The following is a 24489-nucleotide window of genomic DNA, read 5'->3' as shown; positions in this document are numbered from 1 at the left end:
GCAACCGGAGCGCCGCGACACCGCATGAAGCGCAATTTCAACATCCACGACCTGCGTATCTTCTACACCGTGGTCATGACCGGGTCCACCCGGCAGGCCGCGCAGGCCATGCACCTGACACAACCGGCCGTCAGCCACGCCATTTCCCGGCTCGAGCAGGCCACCGGCGTGCGGCTGTTCGACCGTTCCCACAAGACCTTGCGGCCGACCGAGGCCGGGCAGTACCTGTACGGCGAAGCCAAGTTCGTGCTCGATGAACTGGTGCGCATCGACGAGGCCTTGCACAGCATCGAGCAATTCGGCGGCCGCGGCCTGCGCGTCGCCACCTCGCCGGCGCTGGCCTTGTCCTACGCGCCGGACGCCGTGCGCCGTTATCTCGCGGCCAATGGCACGCAGCCTTTCTCCATCGACCTGGAATCCTCGGTGCAGGTGATCAGCGCCGTCGACACCATGCGTGCCGACTTCGGCCTGGGCGCGGTGTCGCAGGAAAGCGCGCGGCTGGCCTTCCGGCCCTTCCTGCGCACCGATGTCATGGCCATCGTCCATCGCGAGCATCCGCTGGCGCGCGGCGAGGTCGTGGCGGTCGGCGACATCCGCCCCGACAGCTATGTGCAGCCGTTGTGGTCCGACTACGTCATGCCGCAGGGCGACGTGGCCGAATCGCTGCAACTGCGCTCCGGCATGCGCGCGCACATGTCGTTGTTGCCGGGCACGGTGCGCGCGGTGCGCGGCATCAGCCTGATCAACGCGCTGTCGGCGGCCGATATCGTGTCGGCGTATCCCGAGCTGGTGGCGTTGCCGCTGGCCGCGCGCCAGTGGTTCGATTTCGTGCTGATCGCGCGCAACGAGGCCGCCAGCCAGGAGTCGGCCGAACGCCTGCTCGACGCCCTGCGGGCCGCGGCCCGGGCGCGGCAGCAGGGCGTCTACGCCAGCACCATCCAACTGTTGCCCTAGACGCCAGGCCCCAAAGACGGGGGCGCACCGGGCGGGGCCGGGCTTATCCTGCCGGCGGTTGCCACGGCAGCGATTGCAGGTCGCCGTCGATGCTGATGGCCTGCCCGCTGATCATGGCGCCGAAAGGGCTGGCCAGGAACAGCGCCATGTTGGCGATGTCGGCTGCGCGCACGAATTGCCCCAGGCTGACACCGGCCAGTTCGAGCCGCGTTTCCTCTGCCACCGTCAGGCCCATGTTGCGGGCGCGGGCCTCGATCACCCGATCGATGCGCGGACCGGCCACCAGCCCCGGCAGCAGTGCGTTGACGCGGATGCCATGGCCGCCCAGCTCGATCGCCAGCGAACGGGTCAGCCCGACCACGCCCCACTTAGTGGCGGCATAAGGGGTGCGCATCGGCACGCCCATGCGGCCGGCGACCGAACTGATGTTGATGATGCTGCCGCCGCCGGCCTGACGCAGCGCCGGCAGCGCGTGCCGCACGGTATGGAACTGCGCGGCCAGGTTGATATCGAGCGTCGCGTCCAGATCCTGCGGCGTGATGTCGCCGATACCGGCGGTCGGGCCGGCGATGCCGGCGTTGTTCACCAGCACGTCCAGCCCGCCCAGGTGCGCCAGCGCCTCGCCCATGTAGCGTTCGATTTCGTCGCGCCGGCTCACGTCCGCGCGCGCCCAGGCGTGCGGGCAGGCGGCCAGCGCTTCTTCGTCCACATCGCAAACGTGCACGTGGGCGCCACGCGCCCCGAAAGCGCCGGCGATGGCCGCGCCGATGCCGGCCGCGCCCGCCGTGACGATGACACGCTTGCCGCTCAGGTCCACGGGCAGGGCGCCGATGTCCGCCGGGACGGGATTCTTGGCTGTCATGATTTGTTCCTTGTGGTGCGAGTCCGCGCCGGGTCAGTGTTTCATCAGGCGGCAGGTGGATTGGGCCGGCGAGGTGTAGATCTGGTCGCCGGGCGCGCGCGCCACCAGCTTGTAGTAGTCCCACGGGCCCTTGGACTCCGCCGGCGTTTTCACTTGCATCAGGAACATGTCATGCACCATCAGGCCGTCGGCGCGGATCCTGCCGTCCTTGACGAAGAAGTCGTTCACCGGGTTGGCCTTGAGCCATTGCATCACCGTATCGCCATCGGTGCTGCCGGTGGCCGCGACCGCCTTCAGGTAGGTGGTCGCGGCCGAGTAGTCGCCGGCCTGCAGCATCGACGGCTTCTTCTTCATCTTTTCCTCGAAGCGCGCGGCCCATTGGCGCGAGGCATCGTCCTGGTCCCAGTACCAGGCCGTGGTCAGGTACATGCCCTGCGCGGCCGGCAGGCCAAGCGCGTGGATGTCGGTGATCAGCACCAGCAGGCCGGCGATCTTCATTCGGGGCGTCAGGCCGAACTCGGCGGCCGCCTTGACGGCGTTGCTGGTATCGCTGGCGGAGTTGGCCAGGCCCAGCACCGACGCGCCCGAAGCCTGCGCCTGCAGGATGAACGACGAGAAATCGGCCGTGTTCAGCGGATGGCGCACGCGCCCCTTGACCGTACCGCCTTCGGCCTGCACCACGGTCGACGCATCGCGTTCCAGCGCCTGGCCGAAGGCGTGGTCAACCGTCAGGAAAAACCAGTCCTTGTTGCCTTCCTTGAGCATGGCGCGCGCCGTGCCGCGCGCCAGCGACACGGTATCGTAGGCGTAGTGGACGGTGTAGGGCGTGCATTGCGTGTTGGTCAGTTCCGAGGCGCCCGCGCTCACCACGAAGAACGGCGTCTTCTTTTCCTCGGCCACCTTGGCCATGGCCAGCGCGGCCGCCGAGTTGGCGCCGGCGATCAGCATGTTCACGCCTTTCTGGTCGAGCCATTCGCGGGCCCGCGACGAGGCGATGTCGGCGCGGTTCTGGTGGTCGGCCACCAACACCTCGACCTTCTTGCCCGCCACCGCGCCGCCCAGGTCGGCCACCGCCATCTTGATCGCCTCGGCGCCGCCTGGGCCGTCGGCATCGGCCGACAATCCCGACATGTCGGTGATGAAGCCGATGCGGATCACGCCGTCATCGGCGCGGGCCGCGCCCGTCCAGGCCAATACAGTGGCCAGCGCGGCCGCAGACAGTGTCTTTTTCATGGGTGTCTCCTCGATCCTGCGGATCCGTGATGTTCAAGCGTCCCGATGCAGCGGGCGATTCCTGCCCAGCGGCTTGGGGCGCGCGGCCCAGGCCGCCGCCATTGGCGGCCGGGCGCGGGGCGCGATCATTCAGAACGCGACTTCATTGCCGCCCTTGAGGCGCAGCATCGCGCGCGCCTCGGCCGGCGTGGCGATCTGCAGCGACAAGTCTTCCAGGATGCGGCGGATGCGCCGCACCTGATCGGCGTTGGACCGCGCCAGTTCGCCCGGCCCGTCCCACAGCGAATCCTCCAGCCCCACGCGGACATTGCCGCCCATCGTGGCCGCCATGGTCGCCAACGGTGTCTGCTTGCGCCCGGCCGCCAGTACCGACCAGACATAGTCGGCGCCGAACAGGCGGTCGGCGGTGCGCTTCATCATCATCACGTCCTCGGGGTGCGTGCCGATGCCGCCGCGGATGCCGAACACGGATTGGATCAGGAAAGGCGGCTTGAGCAGCTTGCGCTCGACGAAGTGGGCCGCGGTGTAGAGGTGGCCGATGTCGTAGCACTCGATCTCGAAGCGCGTGCCGTTGTCGCCGCAGGACGCCAGGACGTGCTCGATGTCCTTGAAGGTGTTCTTGAAGATCAAGTCGTTGCTGCCTTCCAGGTAGGGGCGTTCCCACGTGTGCGCGAAGGTCTTGAAGCGTTCCAGCAGTTCGTACATGCCGAAGTTCATCGACCCCATGTTCAGCGACGCGACCTCGGGCTTGAAGCGCAGCGCCGGCGCCATGCGGTCGGCCAGCGGCAGCACCGGCGAGCCGCCCGTGGTGATGTTGATCACCACGTCGGACGCCGCCTTGATGCGCGGCAGGAATTGCGCATACAGCGCCGGATCCTGAGTAGGCTGGCCGGTGTCCGGCTGGCGCGCATGCAGATGCACGATGGCCGCGCCGGCCTCGGCCGCCTCGATGGCGGAGCGGGCGATCTCGTCGGCCGTGACCGAAAGGTATGGCGACATCGACGGCGTATGGACCGAACCGGTGATGGCGCAGGTAACGATGACCTTGTTCCTGGATGGCTTCATGGGCCTGGACCTCTTGGATGTTGAGACCCGGCTGTCTCCCGCCGGGCGCAGGCCATTCTGTCGCACGCCGCCGGCCGCTGTCACCTGAACAGAAATTATCAATTGATAGGGAATCCGGTGCTGCGGCGCAGCGCCGCCTGGCGCGAGCGATCATCCGTCCGCCATCGAGGGCCGCGGCGCCGCCGGCGCCCGGACCGCGCCCATGAAAATCTATGGTCAGCCCGATTTTTGCAATCTTGCTAGGCCGTTGAGCCGTTTATGTCTTCACGTACTCGCGTCGCAAAACCAGGAGCAGCCGCCTGAGGTTCTTGTCGCCACGCTTGCTAATGCCCGGCAGCGTGGGTTTGCCGCCGGTGCTTCACTGGCGTGGCACCAGGCCCACCGAAGCGGCAAACTGGCACGCCGAACCGAATTGCCGCGCATCGCCCAGCTCTGTCATCAACACGCTGGCCGTGATCGGCCCGATGCCGGGTATCTCCAAGAGCCGCTGGCTGCGTTCATGATGGAAACTATGCTTGCCCAGATCGACGCCGATCAGCGTGACGGTGCTCATGAGAGGTCTCCCAGAAAGAACTATCCCCACTCAGCGTACCGCTTCGCGGGGATCGGGCAGACCATCTCATTAAAGCCGCCGCCGGAAATTTCCGGCGGCGGCCTTGTCCTGCGGTCAGCGGGGACTCAGTCCTTGCGGCTGGTCACTTCGACCAGGTGGTAGCCGAACTGGGTCTTGACCGGACCCTGGACTTCGCCGACCGGGGCGCTGAACACCACGGTGTCGAATTCCTTGACCATCTGGCCCGGGCCGAACGTGCCCAGGTTGCCGCCGTCGCGGCTGGACGGGCAGCTCGAGTTTTCCTTGGCCAGTTGGGCGAAGTCGGCGCCGTTCTCGATGGCGGTTTTCAGTTCGTTGGCCTTGGCTTCGGTCGAGACCAGGATGTGGCGGGCGGAGGCTTGTGCCATGTTGAGGCTCCTTGCGGGGGAATGATTGGGGTGGGGAGAGTAACGCATTTGCGCGGACTCGCTACCGTTCCATCATAAACGGGGTTGGTGCGCGCCCCCGTCGCGCGACAGCCCGTTCTTACATCTTGGAATAGGTGTCAGCGGACGCGCAACAAAAACGGGCGCCCACCGCGCCCGCTCCTGTCTTCAGGCTGGCCGCCGCGTCACCGCACCGGCCACCCATACATCAACCCGCCATTCCGATACGACGCGTTCAGCCCCCGCGCCAGCTTCATCGGGCTGGATTCCCCCAGGTTCTTCTCGAAGCTTTCGCCGTAGTTGCCGATCTGCTTGATGATGTTATAGGCCCACTTGTCGTCCACGCCCAGGTTCTTGCCCATGCCCGGAGTCACGCCCAGGATGCGCTGGATGTTGGGATTGGTGCTCTTGAGCATCTCGTCGACATTCTTCGAGGTGATGCCGTATTCCTCGGCCTCCAGCATCGCGTTCAGCGACCAGCGCACCACGTTGAACCATTGCTCGTCGCCCTGGCGCACCATCGGGCCCAGCGGCTCCTTGGAGAAGTTCTCCGGCAGGATGTCGTACTTTTCGGGATTCTCCAGATTGGTGCGGGCCGCGGCCAGTTGCGACTTGTCGCCGGTGAAGGCGTCGCAGCGCCCCACCGCGAAGGCGCGGATGATCTCGTCCAGGCGTTCGACCACCACGGGCTTGAAGGCGATATTGTGCGAACGGAACCAATCGGACAGGTTCAGTTCGGAGGTGGTGCCGGGCTGCACGCAGATGGTAGCGCCGTCCAGTTCCTTGGCGCTTTTCACGTTCAGGGACTTGTTCACCATGATGCCCTGGCTGTCGTAGTAGTTCACGCCCACGCCGATCAGGCCCAGCGTGGTGTCGCGCGTCAGGGACAAGGTGGTGTTGCGCGGCAGGACGTCGACTTCGCCGGACTGCAGGGCGGTGAAGCGCTGCACCGCGCTGACGGCCATGATCTTGGCCTTGGAAGCATCGCCGAACATGGTCACCGCGATGGCGCGGCACAGGTCCACGTCCAGTCCCATCCAGCCGCCCTTGCTGTCATTCACCGAAAAGCCGGCCACGCCGGTGGACACGCCGCACTGCACGAAGCCCTTGTTCTTGACGCTCTCGAACGTCACGCCCGCGCTGGCGCCCCACGACGAGAGAAGGAGCGCGGCGCCGGCCGCGATGGTAGTCAGTGCTTTCATGGTGTCTCCGCGCGGGGGCGCAACATATTGGTCTGTATCCGCCGATCGGTGGAATTGCGGCGAATGGTATCGACCGCCCTTGGGGCGGAGAATCAGGGAATTCCCCTTAAATCCACTGGGCGGAATTTACGGCGTCAATGGGATCGCGCGCGCGGTCTGCCTGCCCCTGTCCGAGGGCGGGCAGAGCGCGTGGCCGCCGCCGCGCGGCGAAGCTACAGGTCGAGCCGATCGATCCGCCAGTCGACGCCTTCGATGTCGGGCATTTCGCGCCCGTCATCCACGCCGATCTGCGCCTTGATCTCCGCTTCCAGCTTGGCATTCATCGCGACAACCAACGCCGCATTGCGCGCCTGATCGGCCGCCAGGTTGATTGTTTCCGCCGGGTCCGCCCGCAGATCGAAAAGCTCGACGTCGTTCCAGCGATAGATCTCGTCGAGCGTGGCCGGACGATTGCGCTGTAGCGGCGAGAAATAGCGGGTGAACTTGTAGCGGCCATCGAAGACTGTGCGCAGGCTGCCGCGCTTGCGCAGGTTCGGCCGGTAGCCGCTGGCCTTGATCGCAGTCTTCGGATCCTTGCCCGTCGCCCTGGCTTGGGCGATCAGCCGTATCAGCTCGCTATCGTTGGTTGCCAGCCCGCTGTAGGTGAACAGCACGCTCTCGCGTGTGTCGTTGATGCCCGCGTTTGCCAGCCGGCTGAACAGCCCCGAGAAATCCTTGCCCGGCAGTTCCCGGTTCGCGTAATCGGCGGCCTGGCCGGCGGTCGCGCCGCACATCGCCAGGAGCGTCGGCACCAGGTCGATGTGGCCGGTCAGCGCGCCACATGTCTGGCCGCCCCGGGTGTCGGGATGGGATATCAACAGCGGCAGATGGATGGCCTCCTGGTAGGCGAATGGCCCTTTGCCGCGCAAGCCGTGGGCGCCGCCCATTTCGCCATGATCGGAGGTGAAGACGATGATCGTATTGCCGGCAAGGCCAAGCGCCTCGACCTCATCCAGGATCCTGACCAATTGCTGGTCGACCGAAACCAGCGAATTCAGGTAGAAGTCGCTGAAGCGCTGCCAACGCTGCTCCTCCAATGGAATCGCTCCAAGGGTGTAGCCCCAGGCCCGACTGAATTCCGCGTGCGCGCCAGGCCGGCCGGGCGCATCGAGCGGCTGGCCAAGCGTGGCCGGCAGGCGCGCATGCCATGTCCTGCGATAGCTTGGGTGGTCCGGGGCACGCGTCGCGTGCATGAGCAAGTGGCCAGTGTCCTGCACCGCCTCGCCCGGCCGATCGGTATTGAAGTACATGATGTCATGCGGGTTCACGAGGCTGACGAAAAGCGCCCATGGCTTGCCCTGCGCATGCAGTTGTTGACCCCGATCGCGCAGCCACGAGATAGCGCTGCCGGCGATCATCTGATCATGCTTATAGCCTCCCAGCGAATGGGCGAGGACATCGCCCGGCCAGGCGAAATCCGAGAAGCCATAGGTGTCCATCTCGGAGGTGAACAGGCGCGAGGGGGTATCGGTGTCGAATTCCCGGTCCAGGTGCCATTTTCCCTTGTAGGCGGTGTAGTACCCCGCCTTGCGCAGCATATGGCCGACGGTCGGTATCTTGGTCGAAAGCGCCTGCACGTAGGGCATGTCGGCATTTTCGAACATCCGGTTGTCGGGCGTCTGCAAACCGGTCAGCAATACCGCGCGCGAACTGGTACACATCACCGCCGGACAGTAGTGGTTGGTGAAGCTGACGCCCCGACGCATCAGGCGCTCATGGCCCGGCAGGGAGAAGCCCGGCGGGTATTCCTTGAAATAGCGCTCCTGATCGGTGAAAACGAAAAGCACATTCGGCTGGCGCTGGCGCCTGGATGGGCGGCCGGCAGACGCGGGGGCCCCCGCCTGGGGCGCGGCAGTGACTTCAGCCAGGGCGGCAAGTGGCGCCGCGGCGAGACCGCCGGCCAGGGCCATGAAGCGCCGCCGTGCGATGAGTTTTGCGGTGGGGTCGACGTTTTTCATGGGCACCTCTGCAGCACAAAGGAAAACCGCTGGGAAAATTCGCCGCCTGGTTCGGGGAGCGGGCCTGGCGTCTGGCCCCGACAGCCGTGCGAGAGCAGGGCGAAGGGATGGCCATATTATGGTGAGGAGGAAAGCGCCGGCATCATGACGGATGTCAATGACGCGCGATCCCCCCCGGGCCCGGCGCTCGACGGGGCGCTTGCGGCTACGCTGGGCCGGGCGCGCAGTCGCGCGGCTCGGCGCTTGTCGCAAGCGTGAAACCCTCGTCCAGCCACCCCGTGATGCCGCCGATCATCACTTTCACCGGCCGCCCCAACTGCGCCAGCCGCAAAGCGCCGCGTGTGGCGCCGTTGCAGTGCAGACCCGCACAATACGTCACGAAGAGCGTGTCTGCGGGATAGTTCACCAGTTTCGATTCCACGATTTTGCCGTGCGGCAGGTTGTGCGCGCCTGGAACGTGGCCCTGCGCGAACAGCGCGGGACTGCGCACATCCAGAAGCACGAAGCCGGGCGTGGCCCTGGCGAGCGCGCTGGAAACATCGGAACAATCGGTCTCGAACTGCAGCGCCGCGCGAAAGTGGGCGAGCGCGGTTGCGCTGTCGGCGGCGGGGACGGCGGTGACGGCGTTGGCAATGGGCATGTTTGAACTTTGCATGGGGGACGAGGAAGAAAAGCGCCTGGAAAATCGGTCCAGGAGCCGCCATTCTGGCCGCGCCTCGAAATTGGCGTAAGTGGCGTAAATGACAATGTCCGTTAACATTGCGCCATGGCTCATCATCTCGTCGTCGCGCTGGCCTATGACCGGCTCTGCACTTTCGAATTCGGTTGCGTCACCGAGCTTTTCGCGCTCGAGCGTCCCGAGCTTGGTGTGGATTGGTATCGCTTCGCGGTGTGCGCCAGCGAGCCTGGCCCGCTGCGCGCTGCCGGCGGCATCACCGTTGCCGCGCCCTACACCCTCAAGCTGCTCGATCGCGCGGATACGATCGTGGTGCCCGGTTGGCGCGATGCGGACGAGATGCCGCCCGCACCACTGCTGAAAAAGCTGCGCATGGCGTACCGGCGCGGCGCCCGGCTGTGTTCGATCTGTTCCGGTGTGTTCGTGCTGGCGGCGGCTGGCGTCCTGGATGGGAAGACGGTCACGACCCACTGGCGATACGCCGCCAAGCTGCAACAACGCTATCCCAATGTGCGCGTCGAGCCGGATGCGCTGTATGTCGATGAAGGGCAGGTCATCACGTCCGCGGGCTCTGCCGCGGGACTGGACATGCTGCTCCATCTGGTGCGGAACGATTACGGCGGGGCGGTGGCGAATCGGGTCGCGCAGCGGCTCGTGGTGGCGCCGCATCGAGAGGGCGGCCAGGCGCAATTCGTGCCGCGCCCCGTGCCGCACGATGAAAGCGGACGCCTGGCCAGGCTGATGGACTGGATGCGCCAACATTGCGCATCGCCGCACACGTTGCGCTCACTCGCGGAGCGCGCGGCCATGAGTCCGCGCACGCTGCAGCGGCAGTTTCACGATGCCACCGGCATGGCGCCGTATGAATGGCTGGTGCGTGAACGCGTGGCGTTGGCCCGGGAAATGCTCGAAGCCAGAACGCCCCTGCCGATTGGGCGCATTGCCGAACTGGCCGGATTCGGCTCGGAGGAATCACTGCGCAGGCATTTCCGGCGTATCGTACAGACCAGTCCGACCGCATACCGGGAAAAGTTCGGCCCCGGGGCAACGCGCCATGATTTCAATGGCGGTACGACAGCGTAAGCAAGGCGATGCGCCCATCGCCCAGCGCCACGGCGTTGCGCACCCCTCCCGCGTAGTAGTGTTTATCGAGCAGGTTGTTGACGGTCAGCGCCGCGCGCCAGCGTTGCGCGTTGTACGCCACGCCTGCGTCCGCCACGAGATATCCCGGCAGGTCGTAGCCGTAGGTATAGCGGCTTCCTTCGCCGCGAAGGCCGCCCGTCAGTTCCCAGCCGGCCAGGCTGCCACGCATCCGATAACGCGCCGTCACGTTGAAACTGTGCCGCGGGACGCTATTCAGGCGGGTATTGTCGGTCGACGGCTGTTGGCCGCCATCGTCGACCACAATGGCCGAGAGATACGCGTATCCGCCCATCAGGCTCAGGCCATTGCCCAGGTCAGAGGCCCATCCCAGTTCCGCGCCGCGCGTGCGCTGCTTGCCGACCGCGATGCTGTAGCCGTCGTTCAGCGGGTCCGATTGGAGGACGTTTCGGCGCTCGAGATCGAACGCCGCCACGGTGAGGCTGGTTGCGCCCTCGTCAAGGTCGATCTTCACGCCGGCTTCCCATTGGCGGCCGTTCTCCGGCTTGAATGCATTGCCGTTCGCGTCGGTGCCGCCGTTCGGATAGAACGACGTGGCGTAGCTGACATAGGGCCGCACGCCTGGCAGGACCTCGTACATCAATGCGCCCGATCCCGTGATGGCGTTGTCGCTGCTGTCGTCTCGCGACTGGGTGAGATGGTCGGTCGAGTAGGTCGATGCGGTGTCATGGCGCAGGCCGAAGACCGCGTTCCATCGTTCTCCCAGCGCGATCTGGTCGCGCGCATACAGCCCGATCGAGCGAACGGTGCTGTTGCTGTCGGTGCGCGGCTTGGCGGGGCAGTTGATGGGGCTGCCGTAAGCCGGCTGGTAGACGTTGAGGTCGCGCACCGAGCAGTTGTATGACAGGCTGTTCTCGCGCGTGCGCAGGTAGTCCAGGCCAACGGTGATTTCGTGGCTGCCGAATCCCGTTGCGAATTTGCGCTGCGCGTTGGTGTCCAGCGTGATCGTGTCGCCGTCCCAATGCTGGTCCGTGGCGGTGCGCCGCAGCATTTGATTGTCGGCGCGCAATTGGCCGTTGGCGACCAACTGGCCATTGAGGGTGAACGTTTGCCAGCGCACATTCTGGTTGACCGTCCAGCCATTGTCGAAACGATGCGTCAACGCGTAGCCCACGCGGCTTTGGTAGCCGCGATAGGGGTCCTGCCCGGGCTCGCCGGTAAAGCGGTCGCGGGGGATCGCGCCATTGGGATTCGACTTGACCGATCCCACGATCGGCAAACCCTGCTGGCGGATGTAGCGGCGTTCCTGGTAGCTGGTCAGGATGGTGAAATCCGTGCGTGGTCCCAGGTCCAATGACAGAGAAGGGGCGATGAACCGGTTCTTGAACCACACATGGTCGGTTTCGTCATGCGAGTTCATCGCCAGGGCATTGATACGAAAGGCGGCCTTGCCGTTGTCCGACAACGGCGTGCCCATGTCCAGCGTAGCCTGCCGGAAGTCGTGGCTGCCCACGGTGGTCGCGACATCCGCAAAGGCCTCGGCGCGCGGGCGTTTGCTGACCATGTTGACCAGGCCGCCAGGCAGCACCTGGCCGTAAAGCAGCGAGGCGGGCCCTTTCAGGACCTCCACTTGTTCCATGCCGAAAAGCGTTTCGGCGATGCGATTGCTTGCCGCAGTGCGCAGCCCGTCCAGGAACAGGGAATCCGAGGCCACCTGACCGCGGATGATGAGGTCGTCCCAGCCGCGACGGCCAAACTGATTGGCGACCACCCCGGGCACGTTATGCAGCGCGTCGGCCAGGGTCTGCGCCTGCTGCGCATCCAGGACCGCCCGAGGCACCACGGTGATCGACTGTGGCGTCTTTGCCAGGGGCACGGACGACTTGTTGACTTCGGGCGGCGCGATAGGGTTGAACAGCGTGCTTTCGCCGGAGTCGGCTTCCCCGGTGACGCGTACCACAGGCAGTTGCACGGGAGAATCGGACGTTTGAGCCATAGCGGCAAAGGGCGCGGCCAGAGCCAGCGTGGCGGCGAATGCCGGAACGGATCGAAGGGGCATGATGGGACGGTTGGCGTCTGAGGACTTGAGGGAATGGACACGCACAAGCGCGCGGCATTCATGAGAATAGAAACCATTTATTGTAAGCGTACAATGCGGTTCGAGTCCGGCGATGTGCGTGAAACATCTGCTTTGGGCGTCTTTCAACCCCGTTCCAGTCCATGCCGCCGCCTGTCTCACCGTCCGTCGCATCCACCCCTGCCGCGCCGCCCGCGGCCAAGGCGCGTTCATCCGCGCGCAGGCTTTGGTTCGAGCTGCACAGTTGGATCGGTTTGAAGCTGTGCATCCTGCTCAGCTTTGTTTTCTGCACCGGCACGCTGGCGGTGGTTGCGGCAGAGATAGATTGGTTGATCGAGCCCGCTATGCGCGTGGCGCCGCAGGAACGGCACGCCAGTTGGGGCGAAATGCTGGCGGCGGCAGAGCAGGCGCATCCCGACTTGCGCCTGCGCAGCTTGGCCGCCGCGCACGGCGACCGCTTCGCCGCCGAGGCGCTCATGCGTCAGGCGAATGGAGAATTGCTACGCGTATGGATAAATCCGCATACCGCGCAGGTGACCGGGCAATCCTCCTGGTGGAACGCCCAGCGATGGTTGCGGGACATCCATCGCAGCCTCATGCTGCCCACGCGATTTGGCGTGCCGCTAGTCACCCTCCTGTCGATCCCGCTGCTATTGCTGCTGGCCAGCAGCCTGTTCATCTACAAGCGCTGGTGGCGCGGCTTCCTGGTGTGGCCACGCAAAGGCAAGCCGCGCTTGACGTGGGGCGACGTGCACCGTTTGGCGGGCGTCTGGAGCCTGGGCTTCATGCTTCTGATCGGCATGACGGCTTTCTGGTATCTGCTCGAATCGCTGGGCGCCAAGGCGCCGCTGCCGCCTGCGGTCGTGCAGCTCAAGGGCGCGGCGCAACACGCGCCGCTGGCCGCGCGCGATGTCGACAGGGCGATATCGGCGGCGCGGGCCGCGTGGCCCGGGCTGAGGATATCCAGCGTCCGGCCCAGCCCCGATGGCAAGGTCTTGTTGCTGGCCGGGCAGGCCGACGGGTGGCTGTTGCGCGAGCGCGCCAACGTCATCGGTGTGGAGCTGGCTTCAGGCGCCATTGTCGGGCGCAACGATGGGCGGGACATGAGCCTGCACCAGCGCATCGGCGAGATGGCCGACCCCATCCATTTCGGCACTTTCGGCGGCTGGCCGGTGAGACTGCTGTGGTTCGCCTTCGGGCTTCTGTTGACCACACTGTCGTTGACCGGCGCCTATATCTACGGCATCCGTATAGCGGAAGCGGCGCAGGCCGCGCGCAAACGGCGACGGCAGCCAGTGGATGCGCAGCATTCCCCGGGCGGGTCCCCATGGGCGGTCTCGTGGCAAGGCATTGGGCGGTGGAGGTGGCTGGGCTGCGGCCTGCTGGCCGTATGTCTTGTGCTCGTGGCCAGGGAAATGCTGAGTTGATGCTGGGGTTGTATTGCGCTGTTTTTTTGTGGCGCTGTTCTTTTACCGGGGCTGCGGGAGCGAGTGCCGAGTTCAAACAAAAAGCCGCCCTGCGTTGCAGTAGCGGCTTTTTCAATCTGGTGCCCGGGGCCGGAATCGAACCGGCACGCCTTGCGGCGGGGGATTTTGAGTCCCCTGCGTCTACCAATTTCACCACCCGGGCAGGCTGGTCGCGGGGCCGTCCAGGCGACGGTCGCGGGTAAAGCGAAGACCGCGATTATATGCGGTCTGGGAAAAATTGTCAGGCAGGGCCGGGCGCGGGGGGGCGCCCGGCCGGCGGGGCTCACTTCTTCTCGGGCAGGAACCAGTTCATCACCAGGGCGCAGATGCCGCCGGTGGCCACGCCCGATTCCAGCACGCTTTTCACTGCGTGCGGCAGGTGCGACAGGATCTCGGGCACTTGCGACACGCCCAGGCCCAGGGCCAGCGACACGGCGATGATCAGCAGGGCGCGGCGGTCCAGGTGGATGCCGGCCAGGATGTTGATGCCCGAGGCGGCCACGGCGCCGAACATGACCATGGCGGCGCCGCCCAGCACGGGCTCGGGCACGGCTTGCAGCACGCCGGCGACCGTGGGGAACAGGCCCAGCAGGATCAGCATGCCGGCGATCCACACGCCGACGTGGCGGCTGGCGATGCCGGTCAACTGGATGACGCCGTTGTTCTGGGCGAAGACCGAGCTGGGGAAGGTGTTGAAGACGCCGGCCAGCAGCGAGTTGGCGCCGTTGACCAGCACGCCGCCCTTGATGCGCTGCATCCACAGCGGGCCTTCGACCGGCTGCTTGGAGACCTTGCTGGTGGCGGTGACGTCGCCGATGGCCTCCAGCGAGGTGACCAGATAGATGATCAGCATCGGCACGAACAGCGCCCACGAGAAGCCCAGGCCGAAGTGCAGCGGCGTCGGCACCTGGAACAGGGCGGCTTCGCGCGCGCCGGTGAAGTCCAGGCGGCCCATGTAGGCGGCGGCGATGTAGCCGACGGCCAGCGCCAGTACCAGCGCGGTGCTGCGGATCCATACCACCGGCACGCGGTTCAGCAGGATGATGGTGCCCAGCACCAGGCCGGACAGCGTCAGGTTCTCGGCGCTGGCGAAGGTGCCGTTGGCCATGGCGCCGAAGCCGCCGCCCATGCTGATGAGGCCGACCTTGATCAGCGTCAGGCCGATCAGCAGCACGACGATGCCGGTGACCAGCGGGGTGATCAGACGCTTGACGAAGGGCAGGATGCGGCTGATGCCCATCTCGACGAAGGAGCCGGCGATGACCACGCCGAAGATCGTGGCCATGACGGCTTCGACCGGGGTGCCCTGCTTGACCATGACCGAGCCGCCGGCGATCAGCGGGCCGACGAAGTTGAAGCTGGTGCCTTGCACGATCAGCAGCCCCGCGCCCAAGGGGCCGAAGCGCTTGCACTGCACGTAGGTGGCGATGCCGGAGATGACCAGCGACATGGACACGATCAGGGTGGTGTCGCGGCTGCTCACGCCCAGGGCCTGGCAGATCAGCAGGCCGGGGGTGACGATGGGCACCAGGATGGCCAGCAGGTGCTGCAGGGCGGCGACGAAGGCGACGGGGGGAGCCGGGCGGTCGTCCGGGCCGTAGACCAGGTCGTGGCGGGGGTTGGCGTCGTCGGACGCGCCGTGGGGGGCGGGTTGGGTCAGGGAGGCGGGTTGCATGGCGGCAGGGTCGGCCAGGGCGGGGTAGGGGAGGAAAGTGCGGGATTTTAGCGGGGAAGGTATCCGGGCGCAGTGCGTCCGCCGTGGCGCGACCCGGGGGCTTGATAGAATTTTGGTCCGCCAACCAGGGGCCGCCGGCCCGGGAATCGATGCACAAGCGCACCCGAGGGATCGTGATTGTCCTGGTCTTGTTGACGGCCATCCTGCCGCTGTTGCTGCTGTTCTGGCTGATCGATGGCGGCGACGATTTCGCTGCCATCGACCATGGCGAGTCCTATGGCAGCAGTATCTACAAGCGTTACCAGGGAGAGGTCTACGCGGCCGTGCCCAGCAACGGCTATTACCGGATGCGCGAAGCGGATCCGGCGGCGTTCGAGACCTTCGACACGGGCCGCTATGACGGCCGGCAGGCGGCGCGCGACGGCCGCCATGTGTATTGCGGCAACCTGGTGCTGCCGGGAATGCGGCCCGCATCGACACGCTATCTGGGCAACAGTTACTTCAGCGACGGCTCAACCACCTACTTTTGCGACTTCGCCTCCGAGCTCAATCACGAACTTGGCCGGCTGGACGAACTCTGGCAGCGGATCCTGTACCGCGCCGGCAAGGGCGACAAGCCGCAGACCTACCTGTATCCGTTCCTGGCCCTGCCGGCCAGCGCGCAACCCTACCGGCCGCTGCTCGACCGCCAACTGGCCACCGACGGCGCGCGCGTGTTCTACGAAGGCCGCGAAATGCCGCAGGCGGATCCGGCGCGGTTGCGTCGCATCGCCGCGATCCTGCGCGGCGAGACGCGGCCAGGCAACGACTTCTTTGCCGATGGCCGCCGGGTCTATTACCGCGAGACGCTGCTGCCGCTGTCGGACGATCCGGCGCTGTACACCTTCACGGTCGGCAACCTGTACCGCCAACCGTATCTGCATGATCCGCGCGACGGCATGGTGTACCTGGGCGCGCTGGCATTCGACCCCGCGCATGCGCCGTACCGGCTGCTGAACGAGGCCGGCGGCCATGTGCTCCACGCGCTGTTCGCCAGCAAGGACGGCGTCTATTTCTACAACAGCGAGAAGCGGGTAGTCGAGCGGGCCGGCGACGATCCCTTCGCGGCGGGCGGCTTCACGGCGCTGTCGCCGTATGTGTTCCGGGATGATCGCCAGGTGCTGTTCTTCAAAACCAAGGAAGTCTGGAACCGCTCGCGCGGGGGCGGCGGCCTGCTGTCCAGGTCCACCCTGATCCTGCGGTTCAAGGATGCGCCCACGGGGCCATGGGCCAAGCTGGGCGACGTCTATCACGGCTTCGGTTCGGTCTGGCGCAATGGTGACGCGCTCTACTACCTGGACGAACTGGGGGCGACCCAACTGATCCACAGCCCGGTCTATCGCATCCTGGATCCGGCCGCGGCGGATTTCCTGCTGCGCTCGCAGGAGACCCGGCAGATCAAGGCGGACGACATTCGCAAGCTGGTGCGCAGCGGCAAGCTGGCGGTGCCGGAATTTGAAGAGGTGCTGGAGGCCAAGACGCGTTATCGCAGCGGCATCATGTCCATTTTTGATTGAGGCTGGGGCGGTTCTTGCGTCCGCGGAGCCGGCCCGGCGCTTTCGCCCTGTGAGTGGAATGTTGGTTGCCTTGCCCCCTGGCCCCAGGGCTGCGATCGCTCCGGGCGGGGTGTCCCGGCGTGCCAGACGCGGCATCGGAACGGCCGCCGCATGACCCGGCCTTGAAATATTTCAGATGGCCCCCATCACAATAGGGTTTCCCGGAAAACGCCGGGGCCGTGTGCCCTGCTATCCGGCTTCCTTTTGTCCCTAATTTTCCGACTTTTTCATACAACGATGAGCCAGAACGCCACGTCCGAAACCCTGGGATTCCAGGCCGAGGTGAAGCAACTGCTGCACCTGATGATCCATTCGCTGTACAGCAACAAGGAAATCTTCCTGCGCGAGCTGGTGTCGAACGCGTCGGACGCCTGCGACAAGCTGCGCTTCGAGGCCATCGACAACCCGGCGCTGCTGGAAGGCGATGGCGAGCTGGCCATCACCGTCAGCTATGACAAGGAAGCGCGCACGATCACCATCTCCGACAACGGCATCGGCCTGTCGCGCGAAGAGGCCGTGGCCAACCTGGGCACCATCGCCCGTTCCGGCACGCGCGAGTTCTTCTCGCAGCTTACCGGCGACAAGCAGAAGGACGCGCAACTGATCGGCCAGTTCGGCGTGGGCTTCTATTCCTCGTTCATCGTGGCCGACAAGGTCACGGTGGTCAGCCGCCGCGCCGGCGCCACCGACGCGATCCGCTGGGAATCCGACGGCCAGGGCGAATTCACCATCGCCGCCGCCGACAAGGCCGCGCGCGGCACCGACGTCACGCTGCACCTGCGCGCCGACGAAGACGATCTTCTCAACGGCTGGAAGCTGCGCGAGATCCTGCGCCGCTATTCCGACCACATCTCGCTGCCGATCCGCATGGCCAAGGAAGAGTGGGATGCGGAGAAGGGCGAACAGGTCAAAAAGGACGAACTCGAAACGGTCAACCAGGCCAACGCGCTGTGGGCCCGCAACAAGGCCGACGTGACGGAAGAGCAGTACCGCGAGTTCTACAAGACGGTGTCGCACGACTACGACGACCCGCTGGCCTGGACCCACAATCGCGTCGAAGGCCGCAGCGAATACACCCAGTTGCTGTACGTGCCCAAGCACGCGCCGATGGACCTGTGGGACCGCGACGGCCGCCGCGGCGTCAAGCTGTACGTCAAGCGCGTCTTCATCATGGACGACGCCGACCAGTTGCTGCCGTCGTACCTGCGCTTCGTGCGCGGCGTGATCGACTCGGCCGACCTGCCTCTGAACGTGTCGCGCGAGATCCTGCAGGAAAGCCGCGACGTGCGCGCCATCCGCGAAGGCTCGGCCAAGCGCATCCTGTCGCTGCTGGAAGACCTGGCCGAGAACAAGCCGGAAGACTACGCCACGTTCTGGTCGGAGTTCGGCCAGGTGCTCAAGGAAGGCGCGGGCGAAGACCACGCCAACCTGGAACGCATCGCCAAGCTGATGCGCTTCGCCTCGACCCACACCGGCGACCAGGCCCAGGCCGTGTCGTTTGCCGACTACGTGGGCCGCATGAAGGAAGGCCAGGACAAGATCTACTACGTCACGGCCGACACCTTCGCCGCCGCCAGCAACAGCCCGCACCTGGAGATCTTCCGCAAGAAGGGCATCGAGGTGCTGCTGCTGTCCGACCGCGTCGACGAATGGATGCTGTCGTACCTGCGTGAGTTCGACGGCAAGTCGCTGGTGTCGGTGGCCAAGGGCGGCCTCGACCTGGCCGAGCTGGCCGACGAGGAAGAAAAGAAGCACCAGGCCGAAGTGGCCGAGGACTTCAAGCCGCTGGTCGAGCGCCTGCAGAAGACCCTGGAAGACCAGGTCAAGGAAGTACGCGTGACGCTGCGCCTGGTGGATTCGCCGGCGTGCGTGGTGGTGGGCCAGAACGAACTCAGCCCGCACCTGCTGCGCATGCTGAAGGCGGCTGGCCAGGAAGCGCCCAACGTCAAGCCGGTGCTGGAGATCAACCCGGAACATCCGCTGCTGGCGCGCATCCGCGCCGCCGACGATGGCGAGTTCGACCAGTGGGCCCGCCTGCTGCTCGACCAGGCCCTGCTGGCCGAAGGCGCGCAGATCGCCGACCCGGCGGCGTTCGTCAAGCGGCTGAATGCGCTGTTGCTGAAGTAAAGGGTTGGTGTGACAGGTGAGAAGGCGCCCGCGAGGGCGCCTTTTTTATTGTCGAGGGCGCAAGATCGAGGCTTCGCCATGCGCGGCACCACGCTGTCGCATGGGTGGAAGCGACCACAAAAATTCCCGATCGGTAATTTTTAAGCGGAAGTGCGGCGGTTCGGTCATAAAAATCACCGATCGGGAAGTTTATCTGTCTTTCGTCGGTATATCCGCATAAACATAACGTACGGTAATTCGGAGACTGTCCCGTGCCCTCGCCATCTTCTGCTGATGGAGCGTCCATCGCCATCCAAACCTCCGCCGAACTCGGCGGGGACGGAAAGCACCTTGATCGAGCGTCTGGGCCAGTGGATCCGGGCCAATGCCCGCAAGCTCGCCAAGCGCTGGGAATTGCCGGGCTGATCCAGCCCGCTTCCTGGGCCCCCACGTCATTCGTGACTCCAGGTCAAAAGTCTTTCCACGTTTGCTTGCTTTTTCCGCAAGGGTGTACCCGGCATACTGGCCGCCTGTCTTCCGATCAGACCCGCCCCACGCCCCGGCCTTTGCCGCGAAGCCTCTGGATGACCTGGTCGGCGCATCCAACCAAGGAACCCGTATGTCCACCCATGAAACCCCGCCGGTGAAAGCCGGCCTGCCATTGCTGGCGCTGGCCGTCGGCGCCTTCGGCATCGGCGTCACCGAATTCTCTCCGATGGGTCTGCTGCCCGTGATCGCCGACGGCGTGGGGGTGTCCATCCCTAGCGCCGGTATGCTGATCAGCGCCTACGCCATCGGCGTGATGGTCGGCGCGCCGCTGATGACGCTGGCGCTGTCGCGCTGGTCGCGCCGCAAGGCGCTGATCGTGCTGATGGCGATCTTCACGCTCGGCAACCTGTTGTCGGCCCTGTCGCCCAACTATGCCACGCTGCTGCTGGCGCGCCTGGTGACCAGCCTGAACCACGGCGCCTTCTTTGGCCTGGGCTCGCTGGTGGCCGCCAGCGTGGTGCCGCGCCACAAGCAGGCCAGCGCGGTGGCAACCATGTTCCTGGGGCTGACCATCGCCAACGTCGGCGGCGTGCCGGCTGCGACCTGGCTGGGCCAGGTGATCGGCTGGCGCATGTCGTTCGCCGCGACCTCGGTGCTCGGCCTGGTGGCGATGCTGTCGCTGTGGTTCGCGCTGCCGGCGGGCGAAGCCGGGCGGCGCCCGGACATCCGTCACGAACTGGCGGTGCTCAAGACCCCGGTGGTGCTGGTGGCGCTGTTGACCACCGTGCTGGGCGCGGGCGCGATGTTCACGCTGTACACCTACGTGGCGCCGACGCTGGCCGAACTGACCGGCGCGTCGCCCAACTTCGTGACCGCCATGCTGGTGCTGGTCGGCATCGGCTTCACCGTCGGCAACACGGCCGGCGGCCGCTTCGCCGACCGCTCGCTCGATGGCAGCCTGATCGCCTTCCTGGTGCTGGTGATCGCCGATCTGCTGGCGTTCCCGTGGCTGGCGCAGACCCCCGTGGGCGCCGCGATCGGCCTGTTGATCTTCGGCTTCGGCACCTTCGCCGTGGTGCCGCCCCTGCAGATGCGCGTGATGCGCGCCGCCACCGACGCGCCCGGCCTGGCTTCGTCGGTGAACGTGGGCGCCTTCAACCTGGGCAATGCGCTGGGCGCGGCGGCCGGTGGCGGCGTGATCTCGGCCGGCCTGGGTTATGCCGCGGTGCCGGTTGCCGGCGCGGCCATCGCCGCCGCCGGGCTGGCGCTGGTGCTGTGGCAGCGCGCCGCCAACCAGCGCCAGCGCAAGCTGGCGGTTCAGGGTTGCTGATCGTCAGAACTCGAACGTGGCGCCCAGCTCGTACGTGCGGCCTGGCGCCAGCAGCACCTGGCTGGTGGCGCGGCCGCCGTAGTAGGCGTAGAGCTTGTCGGTCAGGTTGCGCACGCGGAAGGTGATCAGCGCCGGCCGGATGCGGTAGCTGATCGCCGCGTCCACCGTGGTGTGGCTGTTGATGCGGATCTGGTTGGCGTTGTCGGTGTAGATCCTGCCGGTGTGGTTCAAGCCGACGAAGAGATTCATTGGCAGGTCCTTGAGCCGGTAGTTGGCGTACAGGTTGGCGACTCGCTCGGGCACGTTGGGCGGGGTGTTGCCCACGCGCGAGGTGCCGTCGGCCTCGGTCAGGGAATCGAACCGCGCGTTCAGCGCCGCGATGTTGCCCGACAGCGTCAACTGCGGCGTGATGCGCCAGTCGGCGGACAATTCCACGCCACGCGAGGACTGGCGTCCGTTGTTGACCGTTACGCGGGGATCGTTGGCATCGCGGGTAAGCGTGTTTTCCAGCTTGATGTGATAGACCGCCGCTGTCCACTCCAGGTCGCCCAGGCTTTGCTTGAAACCGGCTTCCCATTGCTGCCCCTTGGCCAGCGGGAACGAGGAACTGCCTTGCGATAGCAGGAACAGCGTGCCGACCGGGATGGTGGCGTTGGTGTACTGGGCGTAGACCGACGACGATGGCGTCAGGTCGTACACGGTGCCCAGGCGGACGGAGTTGGCGGCGTAGCGGGTGCCGAAGGCGCTGTGGGTGTCCGCGTTCAGGTCGGTGACGCTGCGTTCGACGCGGATACGGTCATGGCGATAGCCGGCCACCACGGTCCAGGGGGCGGCCAGCTTGAGCGAATCCTCCAGGAACAACGCGGCGCCGCGCACCTCGGTCGTGTAGTTGGTGCGATTGCCGGGGCCGCTCATCAGCGCGGGGTCGTCATTGAAATAGCCCACGTTCGGGTTCCACAGCGACACGCGCAGGGCATCGCCGGTGCTGGCCGCGCGGTTGGAAAAGCGCCGTTCGCTGTCCAGCGTGGTCTTGCTCAGTTCGCCGCCGATCACGAACTTGTTCGACAGGCCGCCGATGGTGCCGGTATGGGTCGCGTCGAAGCGGTCGATCAGGTAGCGCTGGTGGTGCGTGATGATGGTCTGGTCGCGGTCGATGAAGGCGGGGGCGCTGAAGGTGGCCGATTCCGAGTTTTTCCAGAGACGGTCGACCTTGTTCATCGCCAGTTCGTTGCGCAGCGTCCATGACGGCGTCAGCCGGTGCGTGACACGCGCCCGTACCCAATAGGATTCGGCTTCGTTGCGGTCGTCCAGCACGTTGTAGTTCTTGCCGGCCAGCGCGCGGTCCAGCACGCGGCCGTCGGGCGTGCTGACCACGCCGGTGGGGTCCTTGGCCAGGCCGCGCGGGACCAGCGGCGTGCCCCAATAGGCGTGTCCGGTATCGCGCGAGTAGTCGAACGACAGATCCAGGCGGGTGGCGGGCGCCACGTCGAAGGCGATGCCGGTGGTCAGGTGGTCGAGCTTGTTGCCGTTGCGGTCGATGGTGCCGACGCGGGTGTCGTTGTGGCTGTAGTCGATGCGGTAGGCGCCGGTCTCGCCGAAGTTGTCGCCCAGGCCGATGCCGGTGCGCGTGCTGCCATAGCTGCCATACGAGAACATCGCTTCGCGCGAGGGGTTGTCGCGGTCGGGGCGCTTGGTCTGGAAGTTGACGATGCCGCCGATGGCGCTGTCGCCCTGCAGCACCGAGGCCGGGCCTTTCAGGACCTCGATGCGCTCGTAGTTCCAGGTGTCCTCGACCCGGTTGGTCGAGCCGGCGCCCGACATGCGCAGGCCGTCGTACAGGTACAGGATGTCGGTGAAGCCGCGCGAGGACAGCGTGGTGGGCGAGGACGGCGGGCCGCCGCCAGCCAGCCCGGTGGCCCCGCGCAGGGCTTCGCTGAGCGTGCTGGCGCCGCGCTCGCGCATGGCCTGTTGCGACACGATTTCGACCGAGGCTGGCGTTTCGCGCAGGGTCAGGCCCAGCCGCGAGGCGCTGCTGCTGCGGCTGTCCAGGTGCAGGCTGTCCGCATCGCTGGCGGCTTCCACGCGGATGGCGGGCAGTTCGGCCTCCTGGGCCTGGACGTTGGGCACGGCGGTGCAGGCCGCGAGGGCGGCGGTGGATACGACTCTTTTCATGACGCTTTCCCGAAACTCGATGGGGGGGGTGAAAAACCTGTCTAGACGACGCGGTAGCGGCGCAGGCGCCAGCCGGCCAGGGCCAGCAACAGCGCGGCGGGCGCCAGCAGTTGCAGCAGTGCGTGCGCGGCCCGGGCGCGCACCGTGGCGGGGTCTTCTTCTTGCCAATGAAAGACCGGCATGGCCGGGAAGTCCGCGGGGCTGATGGCGCGGCTGGCCTCGATGCGGGGCAGGAAGAAGTCCTTCCAGGCCCGGTGGTAGGCATCGATCTGCCGCATGAAGTGCGCGTGGCGGCGCTGTCCGGTGCCGGCCAGCGCGGTGATGCCTTCATAGGCCACCGCCGCCGGCGACAGCACGCTGTAGCGCGCGACCAGCGCCTGCTGGCGCGCCATTTGCGCATCGAAGCGCGCCAGTGCGGGCTGCATCGCGGCATCCACCTGGCGCTCGACGCGGGCATGGCCCAGCGGGCGGCCGGTGATTTCCAGGCGGCCGTCGCGCGGAATCAGCGCGTCCGGCTTGTCCATATGGCCGTAGTCGGTCGAGAGCAGCGCGGCGTTGTCGCGCATTGCCAGCGCCGTCGCCACGCGCGTGCGCGTGGCCAGTTCGGCGCGCGACGGCGCGGGGCTGGCGTAGGCCGCCACCAGGTTCAGGGCCACTGGCACCACCAGCACCAGCAGGACCCAGCCGACCATCAGGATCATGGCGTTGGCCGCCGATGATCTGCCGAAGGCGTTGACCGCCACCACCGCCGCGAACCAGAACAGCGCGTAGGCGCCGACCAGCAGGGCCCACCACAGGGTGGCGCTGGCGGCCTGCAACGCCTGGGGGCGGGCCAGCAGCAACGCGGCCACCGGCAGCAGCACCGCCGCGCCCAGCAGCACTGCGGCGCGCAAGGCGATCTTGCCGCTGATCAGGGTCAGCAGCGCCAGCGGCTGCGACAGCAGCAGGCGCAACGTGCCGTCTTCCTTTTCGCCGGACAGCAGGTTGTGCCCGAGCGCGAAGATCAGCAGCGGCAGCAGGTAGATGACCACGAACGCCAGGTCGAAGTGTCCGCTGAGCAGGTGCCAGGGGTTCTCGATGTCGTTGTTGTGGATGAAGTTGACCTTGCTGTCGTAGGTCACCTTGAACTGCGACGGAAACAGGTCGGTCTGGCCCAGCGCCACCGGCGCCAGCGGCACGCTGGGCATGATGGCGTAGTGCGCGCCCAGGCCGCCGCCCATGTTGGCGGGGCTGGCCGGGTTGCCGAACGGCGTCGGGGTTTCGCTGCCGTCCATGATGCGCTGCAACTGCGCCAACTGGCTGGCGCGGTTCTGCGCATCGGCGCGCGCCAGCGCGGCCTGGGCCTCGTCGCGCAGCGACGTCTGAAGCAGGCCGTTCAAGACCGCGTAGCCCACCAGCAGCAGGAACAGCAGGCCGCACAGCCACAGCGCGCGCTCGCGCGTCAGCAGGCGGAGTTCGTGCCGCAGGACCATGCCGAAACGGCGGAGTTGCGTATCGTGCACCGGTGTTCT

General features: G+C 66.3%; 17 protein-coding genes, 1 tRNA gene and 1 pseudogene. 6 read left to right on the top strand and 13 right to left on the bottom strand.

All coding sequences use genetic code 11. The features are described from left to right. The first annotated feature begins 24 nt into the window (after window positions 1-24). Window positions 25-954 carry a LysR family transcriptional regulator gene (locus tag AC6LKG_RS14750; protein ID WP_498165417.1) on the top strand — a complete coding sequence of 310 codons (930 nt, stop codon included), beginning with the start codon at window positions 25-27 and terminating at the stop codon, window positions 952-954. A gap of 43 nt (window positions 955-997) precedes the next feature. Here the strand turns inward: AC6LKG_RS14750 and AC6LKG_RS14745 are convergent, their stop codons facing one another. The 8 genes and pseudogenes from AC6LKG_RS14745 to AC6LKG_RS14710 all read right to left on the bottom strand — a co-directional run bounded on the left by AC6LKG_RS14745 (window position 998) and on the right by AC6LKG_RS14710 (window position 8931). Next, window positions 998-1816, bottom strand: coding sequence for an SDR family oxidoreductase (locus AC6LKG_RS14745; protein ID WP_498165416.1), 819 nt, complete (start codon window positions 1814-1816; stop codon window positions 998-1000). Between the two features lie 33 nt (window positions 1817-1849). Continuing rightward, window positions 1850-3049, bottom strand: coding sequence for an ABC transporter substrate-binding protein (locus AC6LKG_RS14740; protein WP_498165415.1), 1200 nt, complete (start codon window positions 3047-3049; stop codon window positions 1850-1852). A gap of 129 nt (window positions 3050-3178) precedes the next feature. Next, entirely contained in the window at window positions 3179-4114 is a 936-nt protein-coding gene (gene kce / locus AC6LKG_RS14735) for a 3,5-dioxohexanoate:acetyl-CoA acetone transferase (protein WP_498165413.1), read from the bottom strand. A 274-nt stretch (window positions 4115-4388) separates the two neighbouring features. Next, window positions 4389-4613 (bottom strand): annotated as a pseudogene (locus AC6LKG_RS14730) (transposase); the annotation flags it as partial. Window positions 4614-4792: 179 nt separating this feature from the next. Further along, entirely contained in the window at window positions 4793-5074 is a 282-nt protein-coding gene (locus AC6LKG_RS14725) for a peptidylprolyl isomerase (RefSeq protein WP_006385706.1), read from the bottom strand. 203 nt (window positions 5075-5277) lie between these two features. Then, on the bottom strand, window positions 5278-6294 hold the full coding sequence (locus AC6LKG_RS14720; protein WP_498165412.1) for an amino acid ABC transporter substrate-binding protein: 1017 nt from the start codon (window positions 6292-6294) through the stop codon (window positions 5278-5280). 212 nt (window positions 6295-6506) lie between these two features. Further along, entirely contained in the window at window positions 6507-8291 is a 1785-nt protein-coding gene (locus AC6LKG_RS14715) for a sulfatase family protein (RefSeq protein WP_498165410.1), read from the bottom strand. Between the two features lie 205 nt (window positions 8292-8496). Then, window positions 8497-8931 (bottom strand): rhodanese-like domain-containing protein, encoded by a 435-nt coding sequence (locus AC6LKG_RS14710; protein WP_498165409.1) that lies wholly within the window; start codon window positions 8929-8931, stop codon window positions 8497-8499. Window positions 8932-9057: 126 nt separating this feature from the next. Between AC6LKG_RS14710 and ftrA the strand changes: the two genes are divergently transcribed. Beyond that, the gene (ftrA, locus tag AC6LKG_RS14705) at window positions 9058-10050 is read left to right on the top strand and encodes a transcriptional regulator FtrA (RefSeq protein ID WP_498165407.1); all 993 of its coding nucleotides are present in this window, start codon (window positions 9058-9060) and stop codon (window positions 10048-10050) included. Here the strand turns inward: ftrA and AC6LKG_RS14700 are convergent. Then, window positions 10028-12127, bottom strand: coding sequence for a TonB-dependent siderophore receptor (locus AC6LKG_RS14700; protein WP_498165449.1), 2100 nt, complete (start codon window positions 12125-12127; stop codon window positions 10028-10030). The genes ftrA and AC6LKG_RS14700 overlap by 23 nt on opposite strands. A 161-nt stretch (window positions 12128-12288) precedes the next feature. Between AC6LKG_RS14700 and AC6LKG_RS14695 the strand changes: the two genes are divergently transcribed. Continuing rightward, window positions 12289-13572 (top strand): PepSY-associated TM helix domain-containing protein, encoded by a 1284-nt coding sequence (locus AC6LKG_RS14695; RefSeq protein ID WP_498165406.1) that lies wholly within the window; start codon window positions 12289-12291, stop codon window positions 13570-13572. A gap of 117 nt (window positions 13573-13689) precedes the next feature. On the opposite strand, the gene AC6LKG_RS14690 is transcribed toward AC6LKG_RS14695, so the two are convergent. After that, window positions 13690-13774 (bottom strand) — tRNA-Leu (locus AC6LKG_RS14690). 120 nt (window positions 13775-13894) lie between these two features. Further along, window positions 13895-15286, bottom strand: coding sequence for a uracil-xanthine permease family protein (locus tag AC6LKG_RS14685; RefSeq protein WP_498165404.1), 1392 nt, complete (start codon window positions 15284-15286; stop codon window positions 13895-13897). 173 nt (window positions 15287-15459) lie between these two features. Between AC6LKG_RS14685 and AC6LKG_RS14680 the strand changes: the two genes are divergently transcribed. The 3 genes from AC6LKG_RS14680 to AC6LKG_RS14670 all read left to right on the top strand — a co-directional run bounded on the left by AC6LKG_RS14680 (window position 15460) and on the right by AC6LKG_RS14670 (window position 20806). Continuing rightward, on the top strand, window positions 15460-16842 hold the full coding sequence (locus tag AC6LKG_RS14680; protein WP_498165402.1) for a DKNYY domain-containing protein: 1383 nt from the start codon (window positions 15460-15462) through the stop codon (window positions 16840-16842). A gap of 276 nt (window positions 16843-17118) precedes the next feature. Continuing rightward, a complete protein-coding gene (htpG, locus tag AC6LKG_RS14675; protein WP_498165400.1) occupies window positions 17119-19008 on the top strand; it encodes a molecular chaperone HtpG in 1890 nt (629 codons plus the stop codon). A 598-nt stretch (window positions 19009-19606) separates the two neighbouring features. Beyond that, window positions 19607-20806: an MFS transporter gene (locus AC6LKG_RS14670; RefSeq protein ID WP_498165399.1), complete on the top strand. Its 1200-nt coding sequence runs from the start codon at window positions 19607-19609 to the stop codon at window positions 20804-20806. Between the two features lie 3 nt (window positions 20807-20809). Here AC6LKG_RS14670 and AC6LKG_RS14665 read toward each other — a convergent pair whose 3' ends face one another. Beyond that, window positions 20810-22978: a TonB-dependent receptor gene (locus AC6LKG_RS14665; protein WP_498165397.1), complete on the bottom strand. Its 2169-nt coding sequence runs from the start codon at window positions 22976-22978 to the stop codon at window positions 20810-20812. Between the two features lie 41 nt (window positions 22979-23019). Beyond that, on the bottom strand, window positions 23020-24480 hold the full coding sequence (locus AC6LKG_RS14660; protein ID WP_498165395.1) for an ABC transporter permease subunit: 1461 nt from the start codon (window positions 24478-24480) through the stop codon (window positions 23020-23022). Between the last annotated feature and the right edge of the window lie 9 nt (window positions 24481-24489).

It is taken from the genome of Achromobacter sp. 46006, from assembly GCF_059761975.1.
Note: the sequence above shows the minus strand (reverse complement) of the source record. Positions and strands in the feature narration are given on the sequence as shown.